This is a genomic window from Aquimarina sp. ERC-38, from assembly GCF_026222555.1.
GTDB lineage: Bacteria > Bacteroidota > Bacteroidia > Flavobacteriales > Flavobacteriaceae > Aquimarina.
This window is the reverse complement of record NZ_CP098511.1, coordinates 3,357,187-3,379,525: the sequence shown is the minus strand read 5'-3', so window position 1 is coordinate 3,379,525 and position 22,339 is coordinate 3,357,187. Positions and strand designations below refer to the sequence as shown.

The 22,339-nt window shown below is 34.1% G+C and carries 26 protein-coding genes; 14 read left to right on the top strand and 12 right to left on the bottom strand.

Annotated features, from left to right (window positions below; all coding sequences use genetic code 11):
• Positions 1-151: 151 nt before the first annotated feature.
• From priA to nadC, 6 genes are all read right to left on the bottom strand, one after another.
• On the bottom strand, positions 152-2,605 hold the full coding sequence (gene priA / locus NBT05_RS14100; protein ID WP_265770500.1) for a replication restart helicase PriA: 2,454 nt from the start codon (positions 2,603-2,605) through the stop codon (positions 152-154).
• A 41-nt stretch (positions 2,606-2,646) separates the two neighbouring features.
• On the bottom strand, positions 2,647-3,078 hold the full coding sequence (locus NBT05_RS14095; protein WP_265770499.1) for a DUF2147 domain-containing protein: 432 nt from the start codon (positions 3,076-3,078) through the stop codon (positions 2,647-2,649).
• 96 nt (positions 3,079-3,174) lie between these two features.
• The gene (locus tag NBT05_RS14090) at positions 3,175-3,741 is read right to left on the bottom strand and encodes a chalcone isomerase family protein (protein WP_265770498.1); all 567 of its coding nucleotides are present in this window, start codon (positions 3,739-3,741) and stop codon (positions 3,175-3,177) included.
• 129 nt (positions 3,742-3,870) lie between these two features.
• Positions 3,871-4,434: a chalcone isomerase family protein gene (locus NBT05_RS14085; RefSeq protein WP_265770497.1), complete on the bottom strand. Its 564-nt coding sequence runs from the start codon at positions 4,432-4,434 to the stop codon at positions 3,871-3,873.
• Positions 4,431-5,375 (bottom strand): YihY/virulence factor BrkB family protein, encoded by a 945-nt coding sequence (locus tag NBT05_RS14080; protein ID WP_265770496.1) that lies wholly within the window; start codon positions 5,373-5,375, stop codon positions 4,431-4,433. The genes NBT05_RS14085 and NBT05_RS14080 overlap by 4 nt, the downstream gene beginning before the upstream one ends.
• 1 nt (position 5,376) lies before the next feature.
• Complete coding sequence (nadC, locus tag NBT05_RS14075) at positions 5,377-6,234, bottom strand: carboxylating nicotinate-nucleotide diphosphorylase (RefSeq protein ID WP_265770495.1); 858 nt, start codon at positions 6,232-6,234, stop codon at positions 5,377-5,379.
• A 98-nt stretch (positions 6,235-6,332) separates the two neighbouring features.
• Between nadC and rlmH the strand changes: the two genes are divergently transcribed.
• The 4 genes from rlmH to NBT05_RS14055 all read left to right on the top strand — a co-directional run bounded on the left by rlmH (position 6,333) and on the right by NBT05_RS14055 (position 9,408).
• Positions 6,333-6,806 carry a 23S rRNA (pseudouridine(1915)-N(3))-methyltransferase RlmH gene (gene rlmH / locus NBT05_RS14070; protein ID WP_265770494.1) on the top strand — a complete coding sequence of 158 codons (474 nt, stop codon included), beginning with the start codon at positions 6,333-6,335 and terminating at the stop codon, positions 6,804-6,806.
• 11 nt (positions 6,807-6,817) lie between these two features.
• Positions 6,818-7,708 carry a UbiA family prenyltransferase gene (locus tag NBT05_RS14065; protein ID WP_265770493.1) on the top strand — a complete coding sequence of 297 codons (891 nt, stop codon included), beginning with the start codon at positions 6,818-6,820 and terminating at the stop codon, positions 7,706-7,708.
• 3 nt (positions 7,709-7,711) lie between these two features.
• Positions 7,712-8,296 (top strand): Maf family nucleotide pyrophosphatase, encoded by a 585-nt coding sequence (locus tag NBT05_RS14060; protein WP_265770492.1) that lies wholly within the window; start codon positions 7,712-7,714, stop codon positions 8,294-8,296.
• Between the two features lie 176 nt (positions 8,297-8,472).
• Complete coding sequence (locus tag NBT05_RS14055; RefSeq protein WP_265770491.1) at positions 8,473-9,408, top strand: septum formation inhibitor Maf; 936 nt, start codon at positions 8,473-8,475, stop codon at positions 9,406-9,408.
• Positions 9,409-9,641: 233 nt separating this feature from the next.
• On the opposite strand, the gene NBT05_RS14050 is transcribed toward NBT05_RS14055, so the two are convergent.
• Both NBT05_RS14050 and NBT05_RS14045 read right to left on the bottom strand, forming a co-directional pair.
• Complete coding sequence (locus NBT05_RS14050; RefSeq protein ID WP_265770344.1) at positions 9,642-10,484, bottom strand: IS3 family transposase; 843 nt, start codon at positions 10,482-10,484, stop codon at positions 9,642-9,644.
• Entirely contained in the window at positions 10,484-10,879 is a 396-nt protein-coding gene (locus NBT05_RS14045; protein ID WP_265770345.1) for a transposase, read from the bottom strand. The genes NBT05_RS14050 and NBT05_RS14045 overlap by 1 nt, the downstream gene beginning before the upstream one ends.
• A gap of 232 nt (positions 10,880-11,111) precedes the next feature.
• Between NBT05_RS14045 and NBT05_RS14040 the strand changes: the two genes are divergently transcribed.
• From NBT05_RS14040 to NBT05_RS14025, 4 genes are all read left to right on the top strand, one after another.
• On the top strand, positions 11,112-11,390 hold the full coding sequence (locus NBT05_RS14040; RefSeq protein WP_265770490.1) for a 4a-hydroxytetrahydrobiopterin dehydratase: 279 nt from the start codon (positions 11,112-11,114) through the stop codon (positions 11,388-11,390).
• An 88-nt stretch (positions 11,391-11,478) separates the two neighbouring features.
• Positions 11,479-12,192 carry a YebC/PmpR family DNA-binding transcriptional regulator gene (locus NBT05_RS14035; RefSeq protein WP_265770489.1) on the top strand — a complete coding sequence of 238 codons (714 nt, stop codon included), beginning with the start codon at positions 11,479-11,481 and terminating at the stop codon, positions 12,190-12,192.
• 115 nt (positions 12,193-12,307) lie between these two features.
• Positions 12,308-12,820 carry a hypothetical protein gene (locus NBT05_RS14030; protein WP_265770488.1) on the top strand — a complete coding sequence of 171 codons (513 nt, stop codon included), beginning with the start codon at positions 12,308-12,310 and terminating at the stop codon, positions 12,818-12,820.
• Between the two features lie 105 nt (positions 12,821-12,925).
• Positions 12,926-13,435, top strand: a complete 510-nt coding sequence (locus tag NBT05_RS14025) for a hypothetical protein (protein ID WP_265770487.1) — start codon at positions 12,926-12,928, stop codon at positions 13,433-13,435.
• Here the strand turns inward: NBT05_RS14025 and NBT05_RS14020 are convergent.
• From NBT05_RS14020 to NBT05_RS14010, 3 genes are all read right to left on the bottom strand, one after another.
• Positions 13,432-13,953 carry a 1-acyl-sn-glycerol-3-phosphate acyltransferase gene (locus NBT05_RS14020; protein ID WP_265770486.1) on the bottom strand — a complete coding sequence of 174 codons (522 nt, stop codon included), beginning with the start codon at positions 13,951-13,953 and terminating at the stop codon, positions 13,432-13,434. The two genes, NBT05_RS14025 and NBT05_RS14020, sit on opposite strands and share 4 nt — an antisense overlap.
• Before the next feature lie 498 nt (positions 13,954-14,451).
• Positions 14,452-15,207, bottom strand: a complete 756-nt coding sequence (gene kdsB / locus NBT05_RS14015) for a 3-deoxy-manno-octulosonate cytidylyltransferase (protein WP_265770485.1) — start codon at positions 15,205-15,207, stop codon at positions 14,452-14,454.
• A gap of 70 nt (positions 15,208-15,277) precedes the next feature.
• Positions 15,278-16,708, bottom strand: coding sequence for an ATP-dependent DNA helicase (locus NBT05_RS14010; protein WP_265770484.1), 1,431 nt, complete (start codon positions 16,706-16,708; stop codon positions 15,278-15,280).
• A gap of 120 nt (positions 16,709-16,828) precedes the next feature.
• Here NBT05_RS14010 and NBT05_RS14005 point away from each other — a divergent pair, with 120 nt between their 5' ends.
• From NBT05_RS14005 to NBT05_RS13995, 3 genes are read left to right on the top strand one after another with little or no spacing between them, the layout of a single operon-like run.
• Positions 16,829-17,476 (top strand): hypothetical protein, encoded by a 648-nt coding sequence (locus NBT05_RS14005; protein ID WP_265770483.1) that lies wholly within the window; start codon positions 16,829-16,831, stop codon positions 17,474-17,476.
• The gene (locus NBT05_RS14000) at positions 17,457-18,302 is read left to right on the top strand and encodes a DUF3822 family protein (RefSeq protein WP_265770482.1); all 846 of its coding nucleotides are present in this window, start codon (positions 17,457-17,459) and stop codon (positions 18,300-18,302) included. The genes NBT05_RS14005 and NBT05_RS14000 overlap by 20 nt, the downstream gene beginning before the upstream one ends.
• Entirely contained in the window at positions 18,283-18,822 is a 540-nt protein-coding gene (locus NBT05_RS13995) for an RsmD family RNA methyltransferase (protein ID WP_265770481.1), read from the top strand. The genes NBT05_RS14000 and NBT05_RS13995 overlap by 20 nt, the downstream gene beginning before the upstream one ends.
• Before the next feature lie 457 nt (positions 18,823-19,279).
• On the opposite strand, the gene NBT05_RS13990 is transcribed toward NBT05_RS13995, so the two are convergent.
• Positions 19,280-20,002: a DUF1223 domain-containing protein gene (locus NBT05_RS13990; RefSeq protein WP_265770480.1), complete on the bottom strand. Its 723-nt coding sequence runs from the start codon at positions 20,000-20,002 to the stop codon at positions 19,280-19,282.
• 83 nt (positions 20,003-20,085) lie between these two features.
• Between NBT05_RS13990 and NBT05_RS13985 the strand changes: the two genes are divergently transcribed.
• The 3 genes from NBT05_RS13985 to NBT05_RS13975 are packed head-to-tail and all read left to right on the top strand — an operon-like array spanning position 20,086 to position 22,339.
• Positions 20,086-20,682: a DUF4159 domain-containing protein gene (locus NBT05_RS13985; RefSeq protein ID WP_416346168.1), complete on the top strand. Its 597-nt coding sequence runs from the start codon at positions 20,086-20,088 to the stop codon at positions 20,680-20,682.
• Positions 20,683-20,717: 35 nt separating this feature from the next.
• Positions 20,718-21,248: a TrmH family RNA methyltransferase gene (locus tag NBT05_RS13980; RefSeq protein ID WP_265770478.1), complete on the top strand. Its 531-nt coding sequence runs from the start codon at positions 20,718-20,720 to the stop codon at positions 21,246-21,248.
• On the top strand, positions 21,245-22,339 hold the full coding sequence (locus tag NBT05_RS13975; RefSeq protein ID WP_322874182.1) for an AI-2E family transporter: 1,095 nt from the start codon (positions 21,245-21,247) through the stop codon (positions 22,337-22,339). The genes NBT05_RS13980 and NBT05_RS13975 overlap by 4 nt, the downstream gene beginning before the upstream one ends.

Below are 22,339 nucleotides of genomic sequence, written 5' to 3'. Positions count from 1 at the left end.
AGCGGCTTCGAGGGCTTCGAGAACCTCAGCCTCGGCTTCAGCCTTCTATTTGTACTTAATTTGTTATCAACTTAATAACTCAGTAACCTAATAACTTAATAACAGATAACTAACAACCAAAAACTGTCAACCATTAACAATCAACCATCACCTAATATGGATCTACGTCTACCAGCATTCTGACACCACTGAAATTTCTAACACTTTTAAAGGTTTTTAGAATCTTGGCAATTGCTTCTTTTGTTTTTTGTAAAGACTGCCCCGCTGAAATTTTTAGGATAATATTCTTTTGATATTGATTTCGAATACGGGCGACCGGAGGAAATTCGGGACCTAATACGTTTTCACCAAAGTACATACGTAAGGATTTAGCAAACCATTCCGTAGCTTCATTGACCCTGGAAAAATCCTTGTGTTTTCCGGTAAACCGAATCAGTTTATAAAAAGGAGGATACAAGTATTGTTTTCGTTCTTCTATCTGGTCTTTATACATACCTTGATAGTTGTTTACAGAAACCTGCTGAATGATCTGGTGGTACGGGTTATAGGTTTGTACTAACACCTTTCCCTGTTTCTTGGTTCGCCCTGCCCTGCCCGCTACTTGTAGTAATAGTTGAAAACTGCGTTCATGTGCCCTAAAGTCAGGATAGTTTAGTAGGTTATCAGCGTTCATAATACCCACTAAACTCACATTTCTAAAATCCAAACCTTTGGTTAGCATTTGCGTGCCAACCAGTACATCAATTTCGTTATTTTCAAACTTATTGATTATTTTTTCATAGCCATGTTTGCCACGGGTAGTATCCTGATCCATTCTTCCTACTTTTGTATCCGGTATGAATTGTAAAAGTTCTTTTTCAATCTGTTCAGTTCCAAAACCTTTGGTAGAAATATCGGGACTACCACATGCCAGGCAAGTATGTGGCATTGCCATGTGGTACCCGCAATAGTGACATCGCAACTGGTTACGCTGTTGGTGATAGGTTAGGGAAACATCACAGTTTGAACATTGCGGTACATGACCACAGGTAGTACATTCGACTACCGGTGCAAATCCCCTTCGATTTTGAAAAAGAATGACCTGCTCCTTATTTGCCAACGCTTCCTGTACATGAGTCAATAAGATATCACTGAAATGATCTTTCATTAACTTCTTCTTGTACTTTTCCTTTAAATCCACAATTTGGATTTCAGGCATTTGTACGTTTTGATAACGACGGGTTAAGGAAGCTAGGCCGTACTTATTCTGTTGTACGTTGTAAAAAGTTTCTACCGCAGGAGTTGCCGATCCTAAGACTACTTTTGCCTGGAAGAACGATGCGAGAACGATAGCCGTGTCCCGGGCATGGTAGCGAGGCGCCGGGTCAAATTGTTTAAAAGAATGTTCATGCTCTTCATCGATAATAATTAGTCCTAAGTTTTTAAAAGGTAAAAATATCGATGACCTGGCACCAATAATTAAACTTCCTTTTTTTTTATGGTTTTGAACGTTTCTCCAGGCTTCTACCCGCTCGTTTCCGGTAAACCTGGAATGGTATACGGTAATGTACGAACCAAAATATTGTTCAAGGCGTTGTATTAATTGTGTAGTCAGTCCGATTTCCGGTAGTAAGTACAGCACCTGTTTTCCTTGATCCAGATAGGATTTAATTAACTGTACATACACTTCTGTCTTACCGGATGCTGTTACACCGTATAAAAGACATACATTTTTCTGAGTAAACTCTTGTTTTACTACATCCAGTGCTTTTTTCTGTTCTTCATTAAGAGCATTTGGTTGTGATTCAGTGGCACCTTTATACGACTGCCGATCTTCCTGTTCTTCAGATACGGTAACTAGGCCTTTTTCTTTTAAAGAATTGATAACACTGGTGGTGGTACCGGTTTCCGCCAAAAATTTCTGTAGCGGTAAAATATCTTTTTGTTTAGCTTTAGCCTGATATAAATTAAGTAAAGCTTCTTTTTGACGATTTGCCCTTTTTAAAGAAGTTAAGGCTTTTTCCAGTTCCTCATTATTATCCAAATGAGCAGAAAGTTGTAGGTATTTTACTTTTTTAGGAACGTAAACTTCATATATCTCTTCTTTGGTATGAAGTACCCCCTTCTCTATCATACTATTAATGAGCGGCAGTACATTTTTTCTTCCGGTGATTTCTACAAGTTCGTTAATCTTTAACATACTCTGATGTTGCAGTGCCTCATAAACCAGATATTCCTGATCAGTTAATTCGTGGGCGTCTATGTCTTTATGCTCGCTTTTAACAATCAAAGTTTCACTTTCTAATAAAAAAGAACTGGGTAATGCTGCCCGCATTACCTCACCTAGTGTACACATATAGTAAGAAGCTATCCAGGACCAAAGTTGTAATTGCGCTTGAGTAACTAAAACTTCTTCATCAAGAATATGTTCGATATCTTTTGCTTCGTAAACCAACGGACGGTTTTGATGAACCGAGGCAATAAGACCGGCATATAATTTTTTTTTACCAAAAGGTACCGCTACCCGCATTCCGGGTTTAACAAATGCAGCTTCTGCCTGCGAAATAGCGTAAGTGAACTGATTCTCTAAAGGAATTGGTAATATTACATCAATGTAATAAGACATGGTGTCGTATTAAAGATAAAAAGATTGATTATAATGGTAAATTAAGAAGCTCTAATCCATTGCTGGGTTCGGTATAAAAAGTAAATATAACCCCTGACATTTAGTCGATTCGGGTTATCCTCATCTAACCAAATTTTACATTTATAGGTTTTACCATTTTCAGGATCGGTAATAGTTCCTTCCTCATATTCTGTTCCGTCTTTAACCAAATCTTTCATAATCACTACGCCCTTCATCGGTTTCCCTTTAAATTCTTCTGCGCAGGTAGAACAATTTGCTGCTTCTTCTCCACCCACTAAGATTTCAACGATTTTACCATAATACTTATCTCCATCCTGATAAACCTCTATAATAGATTTAGCCTCTCCGGTTTCGTCATCTATGGTTTTCCATTCTCCAATGACCGTAGATTGCGCATTACTATATGTTGTAAATAAAGCGCAAAAAATTAATACTCCCCAATTGCTTTTCATTCTAAATCTTTTTCTTTAAATGTAAAAATTATTAATGAAACAAAAAAGCCATTTGATCAGTAACCAAACAGCTTTATAAAATTATTAACCGAATTATTATTCCAGTCCTAGCATTCCCAATTTTAAAGCTTCGCTTGCTGGTTCATCACCCAGCCAAATTTTAAATAAGGCATATTTAAAATCCCTTCCTTCAATTAAACCTAAGAATTTTTTATTTTTATAAGCATGTACTCCTTTATTCTTGATATAGACCAGTTCAAAAACATCTCGCTTTACAATAGGTTCGGAAAAAAAATTAATAAATCGGGTAATCCGTTTATCTAAGGCTTTTGTATTTCCGAAAGTGGCTTTTTCAAATCCTTCCCTAACGGCTTTAATCATTCTTTCTTGTGTGACAAACTTTGATACGATGTTTAAATGGATTGCCATTGTTTCGTTTAGGTCCAGAATTTTAAGCGGATCTTTCATAGGTTTGGGAAGATATAAACCACCGGAGTATAAATCTACCCATAATATCTCCCGAATACCGCCACCATTCAATTTAAGCTCAATACTGTCCTGATATTGAGTTTCATAAGGAAAAATGGCTTTTCCTACTCGAACTTGTGAGAATCCAGATAGTGTAAAAAGCAGAACCGTCAAAAAACAACTGAATTTTTTCATTTTAGGGCAGCTTAAATCTTTAAAATATAATTGAGCTAAGATACCGGTTCTATCTTAAAAATCGTGACAAAAAACTTAAAAAATAAACAAATTACTGTATTTAAACCTTTATTTGTAACAATACAGCGATTATTTACCTAACATTTCCGATTTTAAATCCTTATCTGCTGGTTTCTTACCTAACCAAATATTAAATAAAGCCGTTTTAAAATCTAAGCCTTCGACAAAACCTTTTTCAACCCCATTTTTGTATAGTACGCTTCCTTTTCCTTTCTCATATACAATATCATACACCTGTCCTACTTCAATTTCTTCCTGCATTAAATTGATGAATTTATCAATTCGGGTAGCTAATGATGCTGTATTATTATTAGTTGCCTTTTCAAATCCTTCTCTTAAAGCTCCTTCCATTTTACTCCTGGACATCATACCCGATAAAATATCTAATTTTACCGCCATGGTTTCATCGGCGTTAGCGATACTCTCCGCATCTGTAGTTTTGGTTTTAAGATATAAACCTCCGGCATAGATATCAAAAAAGAATTTTTCTCTAATACCCGCACCATTTAGTACCAGTTTTTCCTGGTTAAAAGTAACTTCGTTAGGTAAGGTTGCGTCTCCGACTTTAGTTTGAGCGCTCAATTGAACCACAATGATGAACGCTAGTGTAAGTAAAAAGTTTAATTTTTTCATAAGTTAGATATTTCACTGTTTAATTTATAAGCCCCCCTTAATTTAGTCAAGGAAGCATTTAATTCAAATCCGAGAAGTAATAAAATGGCATTTAACCAAATGTATAACATCAGGATTAACATGGCTCCGATCGAACCATACAATTTATTATAATTCGAAAAATTATCAATATAAATTCCGAATAAATAGGTAGTTACTATAATTAATAAGGTGGTCATTACTGCTCCTATGGAAAAAAACCGATGAGTTTTTCCTTCTCTCGTTCCGAAATAAAAGAGAATGGCAACAATTAAAAAAATCATTAATACCACAATACTATATTTACCTAGTTGTAACCAAAATATATTATCCCGCACCATGCCTCTACTATTCAGGTTTTCAATTAAATACGAAAAGTATAAAGTAATTATTACTGTAATAAGCAACAACAATGCCACAATAATCGAGACTCCAAGCGCCATAAAATATTGCCTGATTACACTTCGGTTCAGGGTAACATGGTAAGAATATTCAAACCCTGAGAATACCGCATTAATCCCGTTGGCCATTAGAAATATAGATAATATAAATACGGTAGATAATAAACCTCCCCTGGGGTTTAAGTAGATATCATTATAAATATTCTGAAAAAAGGCAGCCGACTGCCGTGGCAAAATACCATTTATAAATTGATAAAATTCCGAATGAAAAGACTCTATAGGAACATAAGGAATTAGGTTTAATAGAAAAAGTAAAAAAGGGAATAGGGACAAGAAAAAACTCCAGGAAATAGAACCAGCCCGGGCTGTAAACGTACCTCTAATTATGCCGATAGTATAGATCTCGATTAGGTCATATAAAGAAAGGCCTTCAAAACCCGGAAGAACAATTTTTTTTCCGAACCGTACCAAAGTACTAATTATGGGAATCTTTTCTAACTGTTCTTCTACTTCTTTAGACATTTTAAAATGCCTTTAAACTTAAATCCAGATTGTAAACGGAATGAGTTAATGCCCCACTACTAATATAATTTACTCCGCATTCGGCATATTTTCTAATAGTTTTTTCGTTGATTCCGCCACTGGATTCGGTCAAGCACTGATTGCCAATAAGCTTCACTGCTTTTTTGGTATCTGCAATATTAAAATTGTCAATCAAAATACGATACACCCCTCCAGCTTCCAGAATTTGTTCAATTTCATTCAAGTCACGAGCTTCTACGATAATTTTCAATTTCAACTCTTTATCCTTTAGGTACTGTTTGGTTTTCTCAATTGCTTCTCGAATACCTCCGGCAAAATCTATATGATTGTCTTTTAACATAATCATATCGTATAGAGCAAACCTGTGATTTTCGCCTCCCCCTATTCGTACCGCCCATTTTTCTAAAGCCCTGATTCCCGGGGTTGTTTTGCGAGTATCTAAGATTTTAGTATCCGTACCTTCTAACAATTGTACAAAATGATGGGTTTTAGTAGCGATCGCACTCATACGTTGCATCGCATTTAATACCAGGCGTTCGGCTTTTAAAATACTTTGAGAAGACCCTTCAACAGTAAAGGCGATATGACCTTTAGTAATGGCATCTCCATCATCAATCTGTTGTTTAAAAATAATGTCTTTATCGACGTATTTAAAAACTTTTTTAGCAAAAGAGATTCCTGCAATAACCCCTTCATCTTTAACCAGCAATTGGGCTTTACCTTCGGCATCTTTGGGAATGCAGGCTAAAGAACTATGATCACCTTCTCCCACATCTTCTCGTATGGCATTTTTTATGATAATCTCAATTTCTTTATCAAATTGCGTTTTGGTAATCATATGTAAAAGTTATTTTTGTAAAAGTAGCAAAAAGCGTAGAAATTTCTGACGTTACATTAAAACCAACATGAATTTAAAATAGTTATCCGGAATAACCTATGAAAATCAAACTTTTAGCTATTGGTAAAACGGATAAATCCACGCTACAACAGCTTACTAATGACTACCACAAGCGTCTACAACACTACGTAAATTTTAAAACGGAATTACTTCCGGACATTAAAAATGCTAAAAACCTAACGGAACTACAGCAGAAAAAGAAAGAAGGTATATTACTTCTAAGTAAAATCACGTCTACGGACTATGTAGTAGTTTTGGACGAAAACGGAAAAGAATTTACTTCTGTTCAATTCTCAACACAATTGCAAAAATGGATGAATACCGGTATTAAAACTCTTGTTTTTATAATTGGTGGTCCCTATGGTTTTGATGAAGCGGTGTATCAACGAGCGCAAGGTAAAATGGCCTTGTCTAAAATGACTTTTTCTCATCAGATGATTCGCTTATTTTTTACCGAACAATTATATCGTGGTTTTACTATTTTAAAGAACGAACCATACCACCACCAATAATCTTTATGCCTATGAAAAACTTGTTAGCTTCCCTTAAAATTGACATACTCGTTTGGGTAATATTGCTTCAATTATGTGTAGCGTACGGTTTTTTACGTCCGTTACAAATTGATGTTGCTCTTAATGATTTTGGGGTAGCACTATTAGTTTTTGCTACTTTCTGTACCACAGTGGCCGGGCAAATCATCATTTGGTTGTACAGTAATCGATATCAAAAACAAATTACTGATAAAAAAGAAAATATTTTATTTAACTTCTTCTTACTGGCTACCATAACAGGTGTAGGAATTGGTTTCTATTTATCAAATGTGATAGCACGGCCTATTTTTGTTACTATTTTTATAATCATCTCTGCACTATGCTACCTTCATGCTACCTATCTTAAAGAATTATTTCTTATCAAAAATGTAGTCATTGCTTTTTTTGTTGCCATGGTTGTTCTAGTACCAGGGATTTTTGATTTGCTTCCTGCCATTACGATGCAGAATCAAACTTCGCAACAAACCATTTTTTCTATTTTATCCGATTATGCAGTGTTGTTATTTATACTTACGCTTATCTACGAATTAATTTCAGATTGCCAACATGCGGAGTCTGATCTTAAAAGTGGAATCACTACCGTAGCTACAAAATTTGGTATTACCAAAGCAACCCGGTTATGTGGAATTTTATTATTTATTCCTATGGGATTGATTTTTTACTACCTATACACCTATTTCTTTTCTAAAACCAAAGTGGTAGCGGTCACATTACTATTATGGATTGCTCCTTTATTAATCGCAGCAATTACATTGTTCAATAAGACTCATAGTAAAGCGATTTCTCGAAGTATTCTATTACTTAAGCTCGTATTTTTACTGATTGCCCTTTCTTTTGTAACCTATCCTTATATTATTATATAACCTATGCTCACCGAATTATTACAAGAATATCAAATCATTTTAGCTTCCGGTTCTCCCAGACGTCAACAGTTTTTTAAAGATCTTAACCTTAGTTTTAAAGTAGCGGTTCCCAATGTAGAAGAAATATATCCTGAACATTTAAAGAAAGAAGAAATTACGGATTTCTTAGCTCTTTTAAAAGCGGATGCTTTTGATAACTTACAAAAAAATGAGATTTTAATCACCAGTGATACTATTGTCTGGCATCAGGATAATGCCGTAGGTAAACCAAAAGATATGGACGAAGCTAAAAACATGCTTCGGTCTTTTTCAGGAAATGCACATGAAGTAGTATCATCCGTATGCATCCGGGTAGGAAAGAGAGAAAAACTTATCAATCAGGTAACTAAGGTGTTTTTTAAGGAATTGTCGGAAAAGGAAATAGACTATTATATTACTAACTACCAACCTCTGGATAAAGCAGGCGCTTATGGAATACAGGAATGGCTGGGATTGATAGCCATTACCAAGATTGAAGGTAATTTTTACAATGTGATGGGGTTACCCGTACAACTTCTTTATAAAACGTTAATAGATATGGTTAAATAAGGGCTTTGTTGTAATTTGAAATTATTCAAAAAAGCTATGTAATTCTGAATCGAATTGAAGGGCTTGAAATCCTTTATTAAGTTAAGGACAGACTATTTTTTCTTTATTTCATTACGAAAAAACACTTGAATTGACGCTTTTTTATTAAGATGCATCAGAGATTAAAAAAAATCAAAATGAATAGAAAGTATTTACATATTTTGTTGTTAAGTAGTATTTTATTTTATACTTGTGGTAAGAGTGGAAAGTCCAATGCGGAACAAACTGCTTCTCTAGTATCCGGAAGTAGTCAGGAAGAAACCGTAGAAAATAATCCGAAACCCTTATCCGAGGCTTTTAAAAAATACTGGTATAACGGTACGGCTGAAATTACCTCTTATGATTTGCAGCAAGCCCGATATGGAGAAATGCGGGAAGGTAACGCAGTACTTATTTATGTTACAGAGGAATTTTTACCTGAGGAACAGGTGAAGGCCAATCGTCAGAATCCTACAAATATACCAGTTTTAAAATTAAATATGACCCGAAATTTTAATACAGGTATTTATCCGTATAGTATTATGGAAAGTACTTTTTATCCTACTGGTAACCACCAACATGCGTTAAAAACGGTAAGTTCGATGCAAGAATGGTGCGGTCAGATGTATGCACAATTAAATAATAGATCCAAATTCGAAATTACTACCCATTCCTATTTTGAAGGAGAAGAAGATCAAGACTTTACTCTAGATAAAGCCATTTTAGAAAATGAACTTTGGTTACAAATTAGAATTGATCCGACAAGCCTACCTATAGGTTCTCATTCGGTAATCCCGGGATTGGCTTATGCTAATATGAAACATATTGCTTTAAAATCACATCCAGCGGAATTAAGCTTACAAAAACAAGATAGTACTAATGTGTATACCATTCAGTACCCTAAACTTCAAAGGAAACTACAAATTACTTTTACCAATACTTCTCCATATACTATTACTAGCTGGGAAGAAACCTATATTAGTCGTGGAAAGGAAATGACATCTAAAGCTACTTTAAAAAAACAAATTCGTTCTGCTTATTGGGGTAAAAATTCAAATTTGGATGAAGTTTTGAGGGAAGAGTTGGGTTTGTAGAAGTTGTTGAGTGAAAAGTATTGAGTGGTTAGTATTGAGTATTGAGTATTGAGTATGAAGTACTAAGTATTAAGTGTAAAGTATTAAGTAAGAAGTATTGAGTATTGAGTATGAAGTATCAGGTAAGAAGTGTTGAGTGTATAACATTAGGTGTAAAGTATTAAGTACAAAGTGTTGAGTGTATAACATTAGGTGTAATGTACATCCCTAAATAGTGTTGACCGCTTTTAGGTTTATATTTCATTGTTAAAAATAGTTATTGTTTTCCTTTGATCTTTGTTTATTGAAGGAAAGTTTTCTTCAAACTGGACTGGCGTTTTCTTATCGATGTTGTTATGTGTCCTTACATGGTTGTAATGGTTGACAGCTTGCTTCATTCTTTTCTTTAGTTGATCAAAGGTTTTAATCTCCCAGTAGTCAAGATAATCCCTTTTGATAGTCCTGTTGATACGTTCTGCATAAGCGTTATCTTGGGCAGATTGTGCCATACTGATCCTACAGTCATGTTGTTCTAAAAGCTTGATATAGGCTTTGTAGATATATTGACCGCCCCTATCGGAGTGATGTACCTTTGGTGGTTTATGGTCCTTTAGTGCCATTTGTAAAGCTTTTAGGTTAGCCGTAGCACGCATATGGTCCGATAGGCAGTAACCTACAATTTTCTTTGTATAAACGTCAATGATAAAGACTGCATAATAATGCTTCCCACAAATAAGAATGTAAGTAATATCACTTTGCCAAATTACTGACGGTGCAGCTACTTCCATCCCTTTAATTAAATTAGGGTAATACACCTTAGCGGCAATAGTCGTCCTTTTATAGTTCTTCTTGATCTTGAGCCTATAGCCCAATAACATCATAGTTTCTACAAACCTGTCCCTACCAATAAAATTAGGTTGTAGTATATCGTACATCTTTTCTACCCCACAACCCGGAAAGTCTTTGCGCAACTCATCTACCTCTACTACTAAGCCCTCAATCTTCCGATCAAAGACTTCTTGGCGCTTAGCGTATTGGTGTACGGCTTGTTTGCTAATACCTACAACGTTATATAGCTTATTTAATGAATAACCCATTACTTGCTGATGCTTTTGGAACCACCTAATTGTGGGGTGTTGAAGTTTTTTTTAATATCGATGTTAAGTTCATCTTTGGCTATCTCCACCACCTTCTCCAGATAGTCAATCTTGATTTGTTTACGCCCCAGGGCAGCTTCCAACTCTTTAACCTTTTTCTCTAATTCTTTTAACTTCTCCGAACTACTGTGTTTCATCTCTACAACTCTTGATCCATGCTCGTTAAAGGTAGAATATTTATAAATCCATTTGTAGATATTTGAGCGGGATATCTTATGTATCCGCTCCAATTGTGGGACACTGAACTTACCCGATTCAAAGTCACTGACCAATTGTTTTTTAAAATCCTCAGAATATTTTCTTCTCTTCTGAATACTCTTTAAATTTGCTCTCATATATTAATCACTTTATTTAAAAGTGGTCAACCTATAGCAGGGATGTACATAAAGTATTAGGTATTGAGTATTAAGTATGAAGTGCTAAGCTATATCTTATAAATAATTGAGTAACTGAAAAACACAATAACTAAATAACCGAATAACTAAATAACCGAATAACTTTTGCCTAGTGCCTTTTGCCTAGTGCCTAGTGCCTTAAAAAAAGAAAAACCAAAATTCATAAAAAAGAATGACGGAAACCGAAATTAATGCAAGATTGAACGATCTGGAAGGTTGGGAATATCATCATAATAGTATTCAAACCAGTTTTGAGTTTGAAGATTTTAAAGATGCTTTCTCCGTGATGACCCGGATTGCTTTTGAAGCTGAACTACAAAATCACCACCCGGATTGGGCAAATGTGTACAATAAATTGGACATTAGTCTCTCCACTCATGATGCAGGAGGGGTAACAGAAAAAGATTTTAAATTGGCTCATACTATTAATACCATCGTTGATACGGTATAATTGATTACTATCACTGTACCAAAAATTTTAGTTGTGAATGATTCACTTTCTACTTAAGTTTGTAACCATACGGACAAAAATTTAGCAAATGGGAAGAGCTTTTGAATTTAGAAAAGCAAGAAAAATGAAGCGATGGTCTGCGATGGCCAAAGCCTTTACCAGGATTGGTAAGGATATCGTAATGGCGGTAAAAGAAGGGGGACCTGACCCCGATTCTAATTCAAGGTTACGGGCGGTTATTCAAAATGCCAAGTCCGTTAATATGCCTAAAGATAATATCGAAAGGGCTATCAAACGGGCGTCAGATAAAAGTCAGGGTGATTATAAAGAAGTCTTATTTGAAGGTTACGCTCCTCACGGGATTGCCATTTTGGTAGAAACCGCTACGGATAATAACAATCGTACGGTTGCCAATATACGTTCTTATTTCAATAAATGCGATGGAAATTTGGGTACTTCCGGTTCTGTTGAATTTATGTTTGATCATACCTGTAACTTTCGTATTAATGCCGAAGGTCTGGATGCTGAAGAACTGGAACTGGAATTTATTGATTTTGGTGTGGAAGAAGTTTTTCTGGATGATGATGGTATTTTGATTTATGCACCTTTTGAAAGTTTTGGAACCATTCAAAAAGAACTGGAAAATCGAAGTATCGAAATTCTATCTTCAGGATTTGAAAGAATTCCTCAGGTTACAAAAAAATTAAGCGCTGAAGAAGTTGCAGATGTAGAAAAATTATTAGAAAAGATTGAAGAAGATGATGATGTACAAAACGTATATCATACTATGGAAGAATCTTAGTAATTCAGTAATTTATCGTGAAAAAAGGTTTTTTAACGATTAATTTTTATATTTAATATTTACTTAACAAGAATAATATTATATATTTGCTCTCGTAAATTTTAAATTAAAAATTATGAGAAAAGTATTACTATTATTATTTTTTAGTGTTTCATTAGGTTTTGTCTCCTGTTCAAAAGACGATGATGATAGTACGGAAGTTATCCTTAAAAATCAAATGATTTATGAAGGTAGGACTTTTAGTATAGACTCCGTTTTTATTGAGGACTATGGAATTAATGATGGTCAGGAGGAAGATGGAACCAGGTATTATAATTACGATTTTTACCTATTTGGTAAATCCGGAGACGAAGCTTTAAATTTCATAACCGAACTATATGCACCATTAGAAAATGGAGATACGTTTAGAACCGGAACTTTTGAGAATTTATCAAAAACTAATATTGATTCTTTCTATCATCTTTCTTTTGTTGAATTTAAAGATAAAGATTTAGAATCTGATACTGGTAATATTAAAGTAGAAGGACAAGGTGAAACCTATACCATTTCAGGTAATTTAACTTTAGAAAATGGCGAAAGCATTGAAATAGGTTACTCTGGTAAATTTGAAATTATAGATCGAAAATAATAGATAATTTCATAGCCGCTTTTAATAGATTTTTAAAAAGCTTTCATTACGAAGGCTTTTTTTGTTAGCCTATCTTTTAATTTACGACTTAAATAAAAAACTAGTATGAGAACTTTTTTATCTTTTACCATACTCCTTCTTTTTATTAGTTCTGCTTTTGGACAGAATATGACGAACTCAAAAATGGAAGAAATTATTACCAGCAAGGCAGATTCTATAAACGGACAATCAGGCAACTGGCAATTTATTTATGAGCAGGTTCCTATGTTTTGTATTACCAACGAAGCTCATAATCGAATGCGTATAATTTCGCCTATCGCAAGCGTTAAGGATTTAAGTGACAATTTGTTAAGAGATAGTCTTATCGCCAATTTTCATACGGCGCTGGATGTTAAATATGCGATCAGCCAGGATGTTTTATGGTCTGTATTTATTCACCCGCTTCAAGAATTAAGTACAGCGCAGGTAGAAGATGCTATCTCTCAGGTTCGGTTGGCAGCTTTAACTTTTGGGTCTACCTTTACCAGTACGGAACTATTGTTTGGTGGTGGCAATGCAACGAGACCTGTGAAAAATACGGATACCACTAAAATAGGTAAAACCCATAGGTTCTAAAGATCAGGTTCAAAACTGTTTTCCGGTACTTTTCCTTTGACCGCTTTAAAAAAAGAATACATAAATTTAAAATCTTCTTCTATATTTTCCGTTGGGTAAAAGGGTTTTGAGATGGTTACCTTCTTCTTTCCAAAATTAAAAGCTACCATGATAATAGGTACGTTTGCAGCTTTAGCAATGTAGTAAAATCCGGTTTTCCATTCAGATACTTTTTTACGGGTTCCTTCCGGGGCAATAGTGATACGTAATTCCTCCCTTTTCTCAAATTCTTTAGCGATAGCTTCTACTTTATTTTGCCCAGGGGTTCGATCAATTGAAATCCCTCCTACTTTTTTCAAATACCAACCTAGGGGCCATTTGAATAATTCTTTTTTTCCAACAAAATGAATGCGTACTCCGTCAATTTTACGAATAAGTAATCCGATATAAAAATCATGCCAACTAGTATGTGGTACGGCAATGACCACACATTTTTTAACAGTATGCTTACTAAAATCTCCTTCCATTTTCCATCCCATAAGGGAATAAAAAATGTATGTATATAGTTTTTTTACGATAATTCGTTTTTTTCATTAGTGTCCGGTAAGGATTTAAAATCGCTTTTGTTCCTAGAATTAAGACTAATCATTATAGTATTGAAAAACCAATATCATAAAATTATTCGCGTTAAAAAAATAAATTACTTTTAGAAAAGTATTATTCAAATACTTTAAAGTATCAAATGACCTTATTTTACTGTACTTTTTAAACTTTTATTTAATTAATCAGACGCTAATGGTTTTTTGAACATATAATGCTAATGTTAAGTAATAATTATTATAACTTCCATTGGTTCAAGTGCTTCGACCGAAGGAAGAAGCCCATCGGGAACAAGGATCTTAGTCAAAAAAGCTATTTTCGATATCCTCGATCAAGTCAAGGACAGGCTATTTTTTTTTCATTTCATTACAAAAAACACTCAAACTGACGCTTTTTTCCCTAAATTCACCAGAGTAAGATAGTTTACAAATTTACAATTAAGTAGTAGCATTACGTAACAACATTCGAGCGTTTTCCAAGTCTTCCGGAGTATCAATACCGATAGAGCTTTCGTCCGTTAAAACCATTTTAATATTTTTTCCATATTCCAGGTATCGGATACATTCAATTTTCTCTGAAGCTTCCAGGGATCGCATGGGTAACTGATAAAAATCTAGCAAAGCTTTTTTTCTAAAGGCATAAATACCAATATGTTGATAATAAGTATGATCTACGGAAGCATCTCGAACGTAAGGAATTGGCAACCGGGAAAAGTATAAAGCATAGTTATTTTGATTTACAATTACCTTTACGTTGTTAGGGTTTTCAATATCTTCTTTTTTATATAAAGGTTTCATTAAACTAGCCAGGTCAATTTGCGCAGCATCTTCTCCCTGAAAAACCTGAAGTACGGCATTCAGGCATTTTTTATCGATAAAAGGTTCATCTCCTTGTACATTTACTACAATATCTACCTCCATAGATTGGATAGCTTCGGCAATACGGTCACTACCACATTCATGGTTTTTTTTACTTTTTATTACCTTCCCGGAGAAATATTCTATCTCTTTAAAAATAATATCGCTGTCTGTAACCACAAAAACTTCGTCAAACAGCCTAGTGTTTACCGCAGCTTCATAGGTTCGTCGTATGACCGTTTTACCTTCCAGGTCTTTCATTAACTTCCCCGGAAAACGGGAAGCCTTATATCTGGCGGGAATAACGGCAATAATTTTTAAATTTTTTCTTTTCAACTTATACTTTTTTAAATCGTAATAATTATATACCTATTACTTTTAAAATTTTGTGAATGAAGTAAACAAATTACATATCTTCCACAAAAAATTCATTTTTAAAGCCAATCAAATACAATTTTTGCTTGGTACGGGTTACGGCGGTGTACAACCATCTTAAATACTCTTTACCCACTCCTTCGGGTAAATACGGTTGTTCTATAAAAACCTGATCCCACTGCCCTCCCTGGGATTTGTGACAGGTAATGGCGTAGGAGAATTTCACCTGTAAGGCATTAAAATGCTTGTTATTTTTAATTTTTAGGAACCTTTTATACTTAGTAGTTTCCGTTTCATAGTCTTTAGAAACTTTCTGATATAGTCGATTGGATGCTTCGTAAGGTAACGATGGGGTTTCTAAAGTTAAGGTATCTAAAATCAAAACCGTATCAAAGGGTTTTTGATTAGGATAATCCACCATCATTATGGTTACTTCAGCAAACCGAAAACCGTATAAATCTACTATTTTCTGTATTTCCAGGATTTTAATAATATCACCGTTGGCAATAAATCCTGCTTCACTTTTGACATCCAACCAGAAATAATTGTTTTTAACTACCATTAAGTGGTCTCCCGGGGTTAGTTCTTCTTCCCTAAACAGAATTCGGGACCTTATTTGTTGGTTATAGATATTAGCTCGTTTATTAGACCGCAGTATGATTACAGATTCTTCGTACCCGGATTGATGATAGGATTCGTTTAAAGCATCCATGATTTCATGACCATCGACCAGGCGAACCACATCCGGGAAACTTTTTAGGGTAAATTGAAACGTATCATAAAACCCCTCGTTCAGGCATTCCCTGATTTGAGTCGCATTCATTAAAATCCCACTGTCACTAGCTTGTCGAACTACTTCATCCAGTTCGATATGTGTGACTTGCTTATTAAAATCACGCTCCAGATTGTCCGCTCTTAAAGCAGGGCTTACATCTAATTTTACGGGTGGCAATTGGGCAGTATCACCGATGAATACGATTTTACAATTGTGCCCGGAGTATACAAACAACATTAGATCATCTAATAAAGACCCGTTTTCAAACAATTTCTGTTCTCCAGGCTGATCGGAAATCATAGAAGCTTCATCTACAATAAACAAGGTATCGCGAGCTTTGTTTGGTTTTAACTGAAATTGTATAGAACCATTGGTATTTTTCTTAGGATAATAAATATATCGATGGATGGTATGGGCCTGTTTCCCTGAATAATTACTAATTACTTTAGCCGCCCTTCCGGTAGGTGCCAGTAATACATATTTCATCTTAATTTTCCACAGGTATTTTACAAGTATCCCAATGACGGTTGTCTTACCAGTACCAGCATATCCCTTTAATAAAAACAACGTGTTATCTGACACTTCACAAACAAACTCTGCTAGTTTTAATAGAAGTACTTGCTGTTTTGCAGTAGGTTCAAAAGGAAAATCACGCATAAGCAACTGGTAAAATTCCTTTTTGTGCATATTCTATTTTTATCTTTTTAGAAAATCAAAGATACTAATGATTTTATGCTGATAAACTTTTGCGATTCAAAAAAAATTGTAGATTTGTGGAGTACACTAATTTTAAAGCTAAATAATAAAATGAAGATTGTAATTCAATTAGTACTTTGGGCGGTAATAGGATTTCTGGCTTTCATGGTTTATGACTCCGTGATAGGGCCGGTTCGTTTTAACAAACTTAAAGAGAAAAGATACGCAAAGGCAATTGAAAATCTAAGGGATATTAGAAAAAGTGAGTTAGCCTTTAAAACGGTTATGGGAAGGTTTGAAAAAGACCCGCAAAAATTAATTGCTTTTATCGATACGGCAAAGTTTACTTTAACCCAGCGTAGGGATTCCAGTTTTATCAGGTTTAATAAAGTGTTAAATATTGACGAACCTAAGGACACGATTGTAATTGATACTTTAGGATACGCTTCTATTAAGGATTCGCTTTTCGGTTCTGGCAGTTCTTATAAAAATATGATGACGGTACCTATTGAAGGGGTAGATGCCAAGTATGACCTGGACGCTGGTTTTATTGATAAAAACGGTTTAAAAATAGCCGTGTTTGAAGCTAAGGTATCTAAAGATGTTTTATTACACGATCAGGACAAAGATTTATTATATCAAGAGAAAGACGTAGTATCTGTAGATGGTGTAAACGGAACCCATTTATCTGTAGGATCTATGACTGAAGTAAATACTACGGGTAACTGGCCACAATCTTATGGAGCAAACGATCAGTAGCGACCTTGATTATACAACATACGATTTATCCATTCAAATAAGTTTGAATGGATTTTCTTTTTGTATTCAAAATGAATTTTCAGGAATTGAGAAGATTGAACAAGTTTATTTTGAGAATCAACAAACCCCGGAACGCTTATTAGAGAAGTTGAACATCATTTATAAGGAACATCCTTTTCTTATTAAAAACTTTGCTACGGTAACTGTAGTTTATCAAAATGAATTATTCTCGCTGGTTCCTAAGTCCTTATTTGATGAAAACCAGCCGGAATTGTACTTAAATTATTCTGTTCGAACCCTACCTACGGACTTTATCGCTTTTGATAACCTTGAAAAGGAAGAAGCTGTTATGGTATATGTACCTTATGTCAACATTAATAATTTCTTTTTTGAAACTTACGGTTCTTTTTCCTACTACCATTCGCAGAGCATTCTTTTAAAAACTTTACGCTCTCAGTCCATATTTACAAGTGATACTCATCTAATTTGTAACCTATTACCAGACTCTTTTGAACTGATTTTACTGATCGCTGGTAAAATTGTAGTAGTAAATTCGTTTTATTATCAAAACGAAGAAGATTTTTTATACTATCATTTATTCACCGCGGAACAATATGAATTGGATCCGGAACAATTTCAGTTACATTTAATCGGATTAACGGCAAACCTTGAAAAAGAGCCTATTTACCAGCTTACCAAAAAATACATTAGAAAAATTAATCTTATAAAGCCCACAATTAAAAATGAGGAGCTACTAAAAGATACTGAATTAAAGGGTTTGTTTACCCTTTTAAATACGAATCATCATGCGCATTATTTCAGGTAGTCATAAAGGTAAACGACTTACGGCTCCTAAAAAATTACCGGTACGGCCTACTACGGATATGGCTAAAGAAGGACTTTTTAATATTTTAAATAACTCTTACCATTTTTCACAAATTAGGGTATTAGATTTATTTGCCGGCACCGGGAATATTAGTTTTGAATTTGCCTCCCGGGGCACAAAACTAATAACGGCAGTTGATAAACATTACGGATGCGTAAATTATATCAGTAAAATTTCAGAGGAATTGGACTTTAATATCCAAACTATAAAATCAGACGTATATAGTTATCTTGAAAAAGTCTCAGGAACTTACGATATTATATTTGCTGACCCCCCTTATGATTTTAGTCTTAATGATTTTGAAAAAATAGTTTCCTTAGTTTTCGAGAAGGCTTTATTAAAAGATGATGGTCAGTTAATCATTGAACATTCCAAACATACTAAGTTGGACCATGTACCTTATTTGACCAATGCCAGAAAATACGGAGGGTCTGTTTTTAGCTTTTTTAGTGCGGTGTAAAAAAATAAGCTACAACGGCATACCCCACAGCCGCTGTAGCTCTAATGAATTGTAAAGTGATTATTAACAATGTAACGCAAACCACATATATTACTTTACACTTTATTAGTATCAAAACCTTCTTTTTTGTTACCGTTTTTTTTAAAAAATTTTAAATTATTTTTTAAGTATCTGTTTAACAAACACTTAAATTTTAGTAGAAGTTATTATAAAACAAATAAGCTACAACGACATACCCCACAGCCGTTGTAGCTTTTAAAAATCGTAAAGTGATTATTAACAATGTAACGCAAACCACATATGTTACTTTACACTCTATTAGTAACAAAACTCAATTTTTTGTTACCGATTTTTTCAAAAAATTTTAAATTAATTTATAAAGATCTGTTTTACAATATTTTAAAATTGGTTTTAAGGCTCAAAATAATAGTAATTTAGTTGCTAGTGGTGTTAATAATTAATTTAGCTTACTTTGCTTAGCTCCTATTACGGCACCTTCTTTATTTTTAAGGTAGGTAAGAAAGCTTAGGTCGTTTGTATCTTCTATCGTTTCAGGAAGTTTAAAAACAAAGCTTCCCTTATTATTTAATTTAACCTGCTGATCTAAGACAATATTTGAATTTGTTAAGGTTCGATTACCGTTTTCACCTCTTAAAACTTTTGTAGTGGTGCTGTTCTTTACAATAACGGAAATTACTTCTACACCTGGTATATCTTCAAATGTATAATCCAATTGTACGGTGTCCTCTTTTAATTCAAGTTCCCAATGTTTAAATTCTATAAATTCACTGGAATCTAAATAATGTTCAATTGCATCTAAAGCTTTTAAACGATCTGAACCGGTAAAATGCTCTTTTCCGTTAACTACAAGTTGCGGAGTATAAATAGACCTGCTGTTAAACTGACTGGCATAGCCCCTTTGATAATCACTAAATACTTCTTTGCTAAAAGGGTCTTTCCAACCTAAACGATTCCAATAATCCACATGGTATGAAATGGTAAAAACCTTTTGATCTTTGTAATTTTCTTTGATCTCTTCTAATAATTTATCTGCCGGGGGACAGCTACTACATCCTTGTGAAGTAAACAATTCTAGGAGCACTCCCCTATTCTCAGGAATTTGTGCATTACTTACTAAAGAAAAACCTAAAATATATAACCAAATTAACTTTCTGTTCATTCTATTCTAATTTACTTTATTTTTGTAGTATGAAATTGTTAAAGCTTACATTAATCACTTGTCTTTTCGCAATATCCTTTAAAATGTATACTCAGGAAATTGCTGTAGTACACTATGATGGTGGTGGAGATTGGTACGGTAATCCTACGGCACTACCCAACTTAATTGAGTTTTGTAATTCGCAGATTCGTACTACAATTAAAAAAAGTCCGGAAACGGTAAAACCAGGTAGTCCGGATATCTTTCAATACCCTTTACTACACATGACGGGTCATGGCAATGTTTATTTTTCTGAAGAAGATGTACAGAATTTACGCAAATATTTGGAAAGCGGTGGATTTTTACATATTGATGATAATTATGGTATGGCGCCATACATTACCAGGGAGTTAGAGAAAGTATTTCCGGCTAACAAATTAAAAGAATTATCTGCTAATCACCCAATATTCAACGTAGCTTTTCCGTTTACCAAAGGATTACCTAAAATTCATGAACACGACGGTAAACGTCCGCGTGCCTTAGGAATTTTTATTGATGATAGGCTTGCTGTCTTATTAACCTTGGAAAGTGACTTGGGTGACGGGTGGGAAGATCCCGAAGTTCATAATGACCCGGAAGAAGTACGTTTAACAGCTTTAAAAATGGGAGCTAATATTGTGAAATATGCTTTTGAAAATTGACTATATGCTTTTTGTAATACTAAAAATGGAATAGTGTGGTCCCGGGCATTCAAAAAACACACGAAGAAACAGTATTTAATAAAAAGAATTTTGAATTAATTCTAATTTGTGATAGTCTGCTTTCGCCCGTAAATACCGGAAGCCTTTTTAGGACCGCTGATTGTTTTGGGGTCAAAGCTATATACTTTACAGGAATTAATAGTATAGAAATCACACCTCGTCTTAGAAAAGCTTCCAGGTCAACCTTTAAGACTACACCCCATTATTTTATAAGTAATATTGAGGAATTGGTACATAATCTACAATTTTCTGATTATCAGTGGTACTGCCTTGAGATTACGCGTCAAAGTGTTCCTCTTAATAGCGTACAAACTTTAGAAACCAATAAAATTATTTTGATAATTGGTAGCGAACAGTTTGGTATCTCCTCAAAAACTTTATCTTTAATTCCTAATCATGTTCATATTGATATGTACGGAAGGAATAGTAGTATGAATGTTATTAATGCTACTAATATTGCTTTATATCATTTTACGCAACAACTAACTAGTTTATTTAACCAATGATACGGTCAAAAACGATTGCTAACGGTATTGTAAGGGCGGTATTTATTCTGGCGTTTACCTGTTTGTTTTTTGTATTTTTATACACTATCCAGTCTATTCTAATTTATATTCTTATAGCGATCATTATTTCGTTAATTGGTAGACCTTTAGTTATTTTTTTTAGAAAATACTTAAAGTTAAATACGGGCATAGCGGTTATTATTACGTTACTTCTGATATCTGCCATATTCTCGGGGATATTTTTATTATTTATCCCTATTTTATCCGAACAAGGTCAATTATTAAGTGAAGTGAACCTAATTGACCTAAATACTAATTTAAATAAGCTTAATAGTCAGATATCTGAATATTTTCATATTGAAGAAGTGAACCTAGTGGATATTATTAAAGAAAGTAATATTTCAAATTTCCTTAATTTAAAATCTTTACCTACTGCAGTCAATTCCTTGTTTAGTGGATTTGGCTCTTTATTGATTGGGTTATTTTCAGTTCTTTTTATAGCTTTTTTTCTGCTAAAGGATAGTAAGTTACTTGAAAAAAGCCTGTTGGTGTTTGCCAAAAAGAAAGAACACGAAACTAAATTTAGGCATGCCCTCGAAACCATTAAGGAGTTGCTTTCCCGATATTTTTTAGGACTTTTATTACAGGTTTTCATTTTGTTTATTTTATATACTATTGTCTTTTCCGTATTTGATGTTAATAATGCGATTGCCGTTGCTTTAATTGCTGCTATCTTTAATTTAATTCCATATGTAGGTCCTTTAATGGGATGTGCTTTTGTTTTAATTTTGACGACCACTAGCCATTTAGGAGAAGATTTTTCTACTGTTATTTTACCGAAATTAGGGTATATTTTATTAGGTTATATTATCATTCAGCTAATAGATAATTTTATTAACCAACCCTTTATTTTTGGGAATAGTGTAAAATCCCACCCACTGGAAATTTTTCTTGTTATTTTAATTTTTGGAGCATCTATGGGGATTGGGGGATTAATTATTGCAGTACCTGCATACACGGTAATTAAAGTAATTGCCAAAGAATTCTTATCAAAATACAAGGTGGTCAAACAACTTACAAAGGAAATTTAG

Bases quoted from the DNA above. Each gene is read 5' to 3' on its own strand.
- priA (WP_265770500.1), bottom strand. From the start codon at position 2,605: ATGTCTTATTACATTGATGTAATATTACCAATTCCTTTAGAGAATCAG.
- NBT05_RS14095 (WP_265770499.1), bottom strand. From the start codon at position 3,078: ATGAAAAGCAATTGGGGAGTATTAATTTTTTGCGCTTTATTTACAACA.
- NBT05_RS14090 (WP_265770498.1), bottom strand. From the start codon at position 3,741: ATGAAAAAATTCAGTTGTTTTTTGACGGTTCTGCTTTTTACACTATCT.
- NBT05_RS14085 (WP_265770497.1), bottom strand. From the start codon at position 4,434: ATGAAAAAATTAAACTTTTTACTTACACTAGCGTTCATCATTGTGGTT.
- NBT05_RS14080 (WP_265770496.1), bottom strand. From the start codon at position 5,375: ATGTCTAAAGAAGTAGAAGAACAGTTAGAAAAGATTCCCATAATTAGT.
- nadC (WP_265770495.1), bottom strand. From the start codon at position 6,234: ATGATTACCAAAACGCAATTTGATAAAGAAATTGAGATTATCATAAAA.
- rlmH (WP_265770494.1), top strand. From the start codon at position 6,333: ATGAAAATCAAACTTTTAGCTATTGGTAAAACGGATAAATCCACGCTA.
- NBT05_RS14065 (WP_265770493.1), top strand. From the start codon at position 6,818: ATGAAAAACTTGTTAGCTTCCCTTAAAATTGACATACTCGTTTGGGTA.
- NBT05_RS14060 (WP_265770492.1), top strand. From the start codon at position 7,712: ATGCTCACCGAATTATTACAAGAATATCAAATCATTTTAGCTTCCGGT.
- NBT05_RS14055 (WP_265770491.1), top strand. From the start codon at position 8,473: ATGAATAGAAAGTATTTACATATTTTGTTGTTAAGTAGTATTTTATTT.
- NBT05_RS14050 (WP_265770344.1), bottom strand. From the start codon at position 10,484: ATGGGTTATTCATTAAATAAGCTATATAACGTTGTAGGTATTAGCAAA.
- NBT05_RS14045 (WP_265770345.1), bottom strand. From the start codon at position 10,879: ATGAGAGCAAATTTAAAGAGTATTCAGAAGAGAAGAAAATATTCTGAG.
- NBT05_RS14040 (WP_265770490.1), top strand. From the start codon at position 11,112: ATGACGGAAACCGAAATTAATGCAAGATTGAACGATCTGGAAGGTTGG.
- NBT05_RS14035 (WP_265770489.1), top strand. From the start codon at position 11,479: ATGGGAAGAGCTTTTGAATTTAGAAAAGCAAGAAAAATGAAGCGATGG.
- NBT05_RS14030 (WP_265770488.1), top strand. From the start codon at position 12,308: ATGAGAAAAGTATTACTATTATTATTTTTTAGTGTTTCATTAGGTTTT.
- NBT05_RS14025 (WP_265770487.1), top strand. From the start codon at position 12,926: ATGAGAACTTTTTTATCTTTTACCATACTCCTTCTTTTTATTAGTTCT.
- NBT05_RS14020 (WP_265770486.1), bottom strand. From the start codon at position 13,953: ATGGGATGGAAAATGGAAGGAGATTTTAGTAAGCATACTGTTAAAAAA.
- NBT05_RS14010 (WP_265770484.1), bottom strand. From the start codon at position 16,708: ATGCACAAAAAGGAATTTTACCAGTTGCTTATGCGTGATTTTCCTTTT.
- NBT05_RS14005 (WP_265770483.1), top strand. From the start codon at position 16,829: ATGAAGATTGTAATTCAATTAGTACTTTGGGCGGTAATAGGATTTCTG.
- NBT05_RS14000 (WP_265770482.1), top strand. From the start codon at position 17,457: ATGGAGCAAACGATCAGTAGCGACCTTGATTATACAACATACGATTTA.
- NBT05_RS13995 (WP_265770481.1), top strand. From the start codon at position 18,283: ATGCGCATTATTTCAGGTAGTCATAAAGGTAAACGACTTACGGCTCCT.
- NBT05_RS13990 (WP_265770480.1), bottom strand. From the start codon at position 20,002: ATGAACAGAAAGTTAATTTGGTTATATATTTTAGGTTTTTCTTTAGTA.
- NBT05_RS13985 (WP_416346168.1), top strand. From the start codon at position 20,086: ATGTATACTCAGGAAATTGCTGTAGTACACTATGATGGTGGTGGAGAT.
- NBT05_RS13975 (WP_322874182.1), top strand. From the start codon at position 21,245: ATGATACGGTCAAAAACGATTGCTAACGGTATTGTAAGGGCGGTATTT.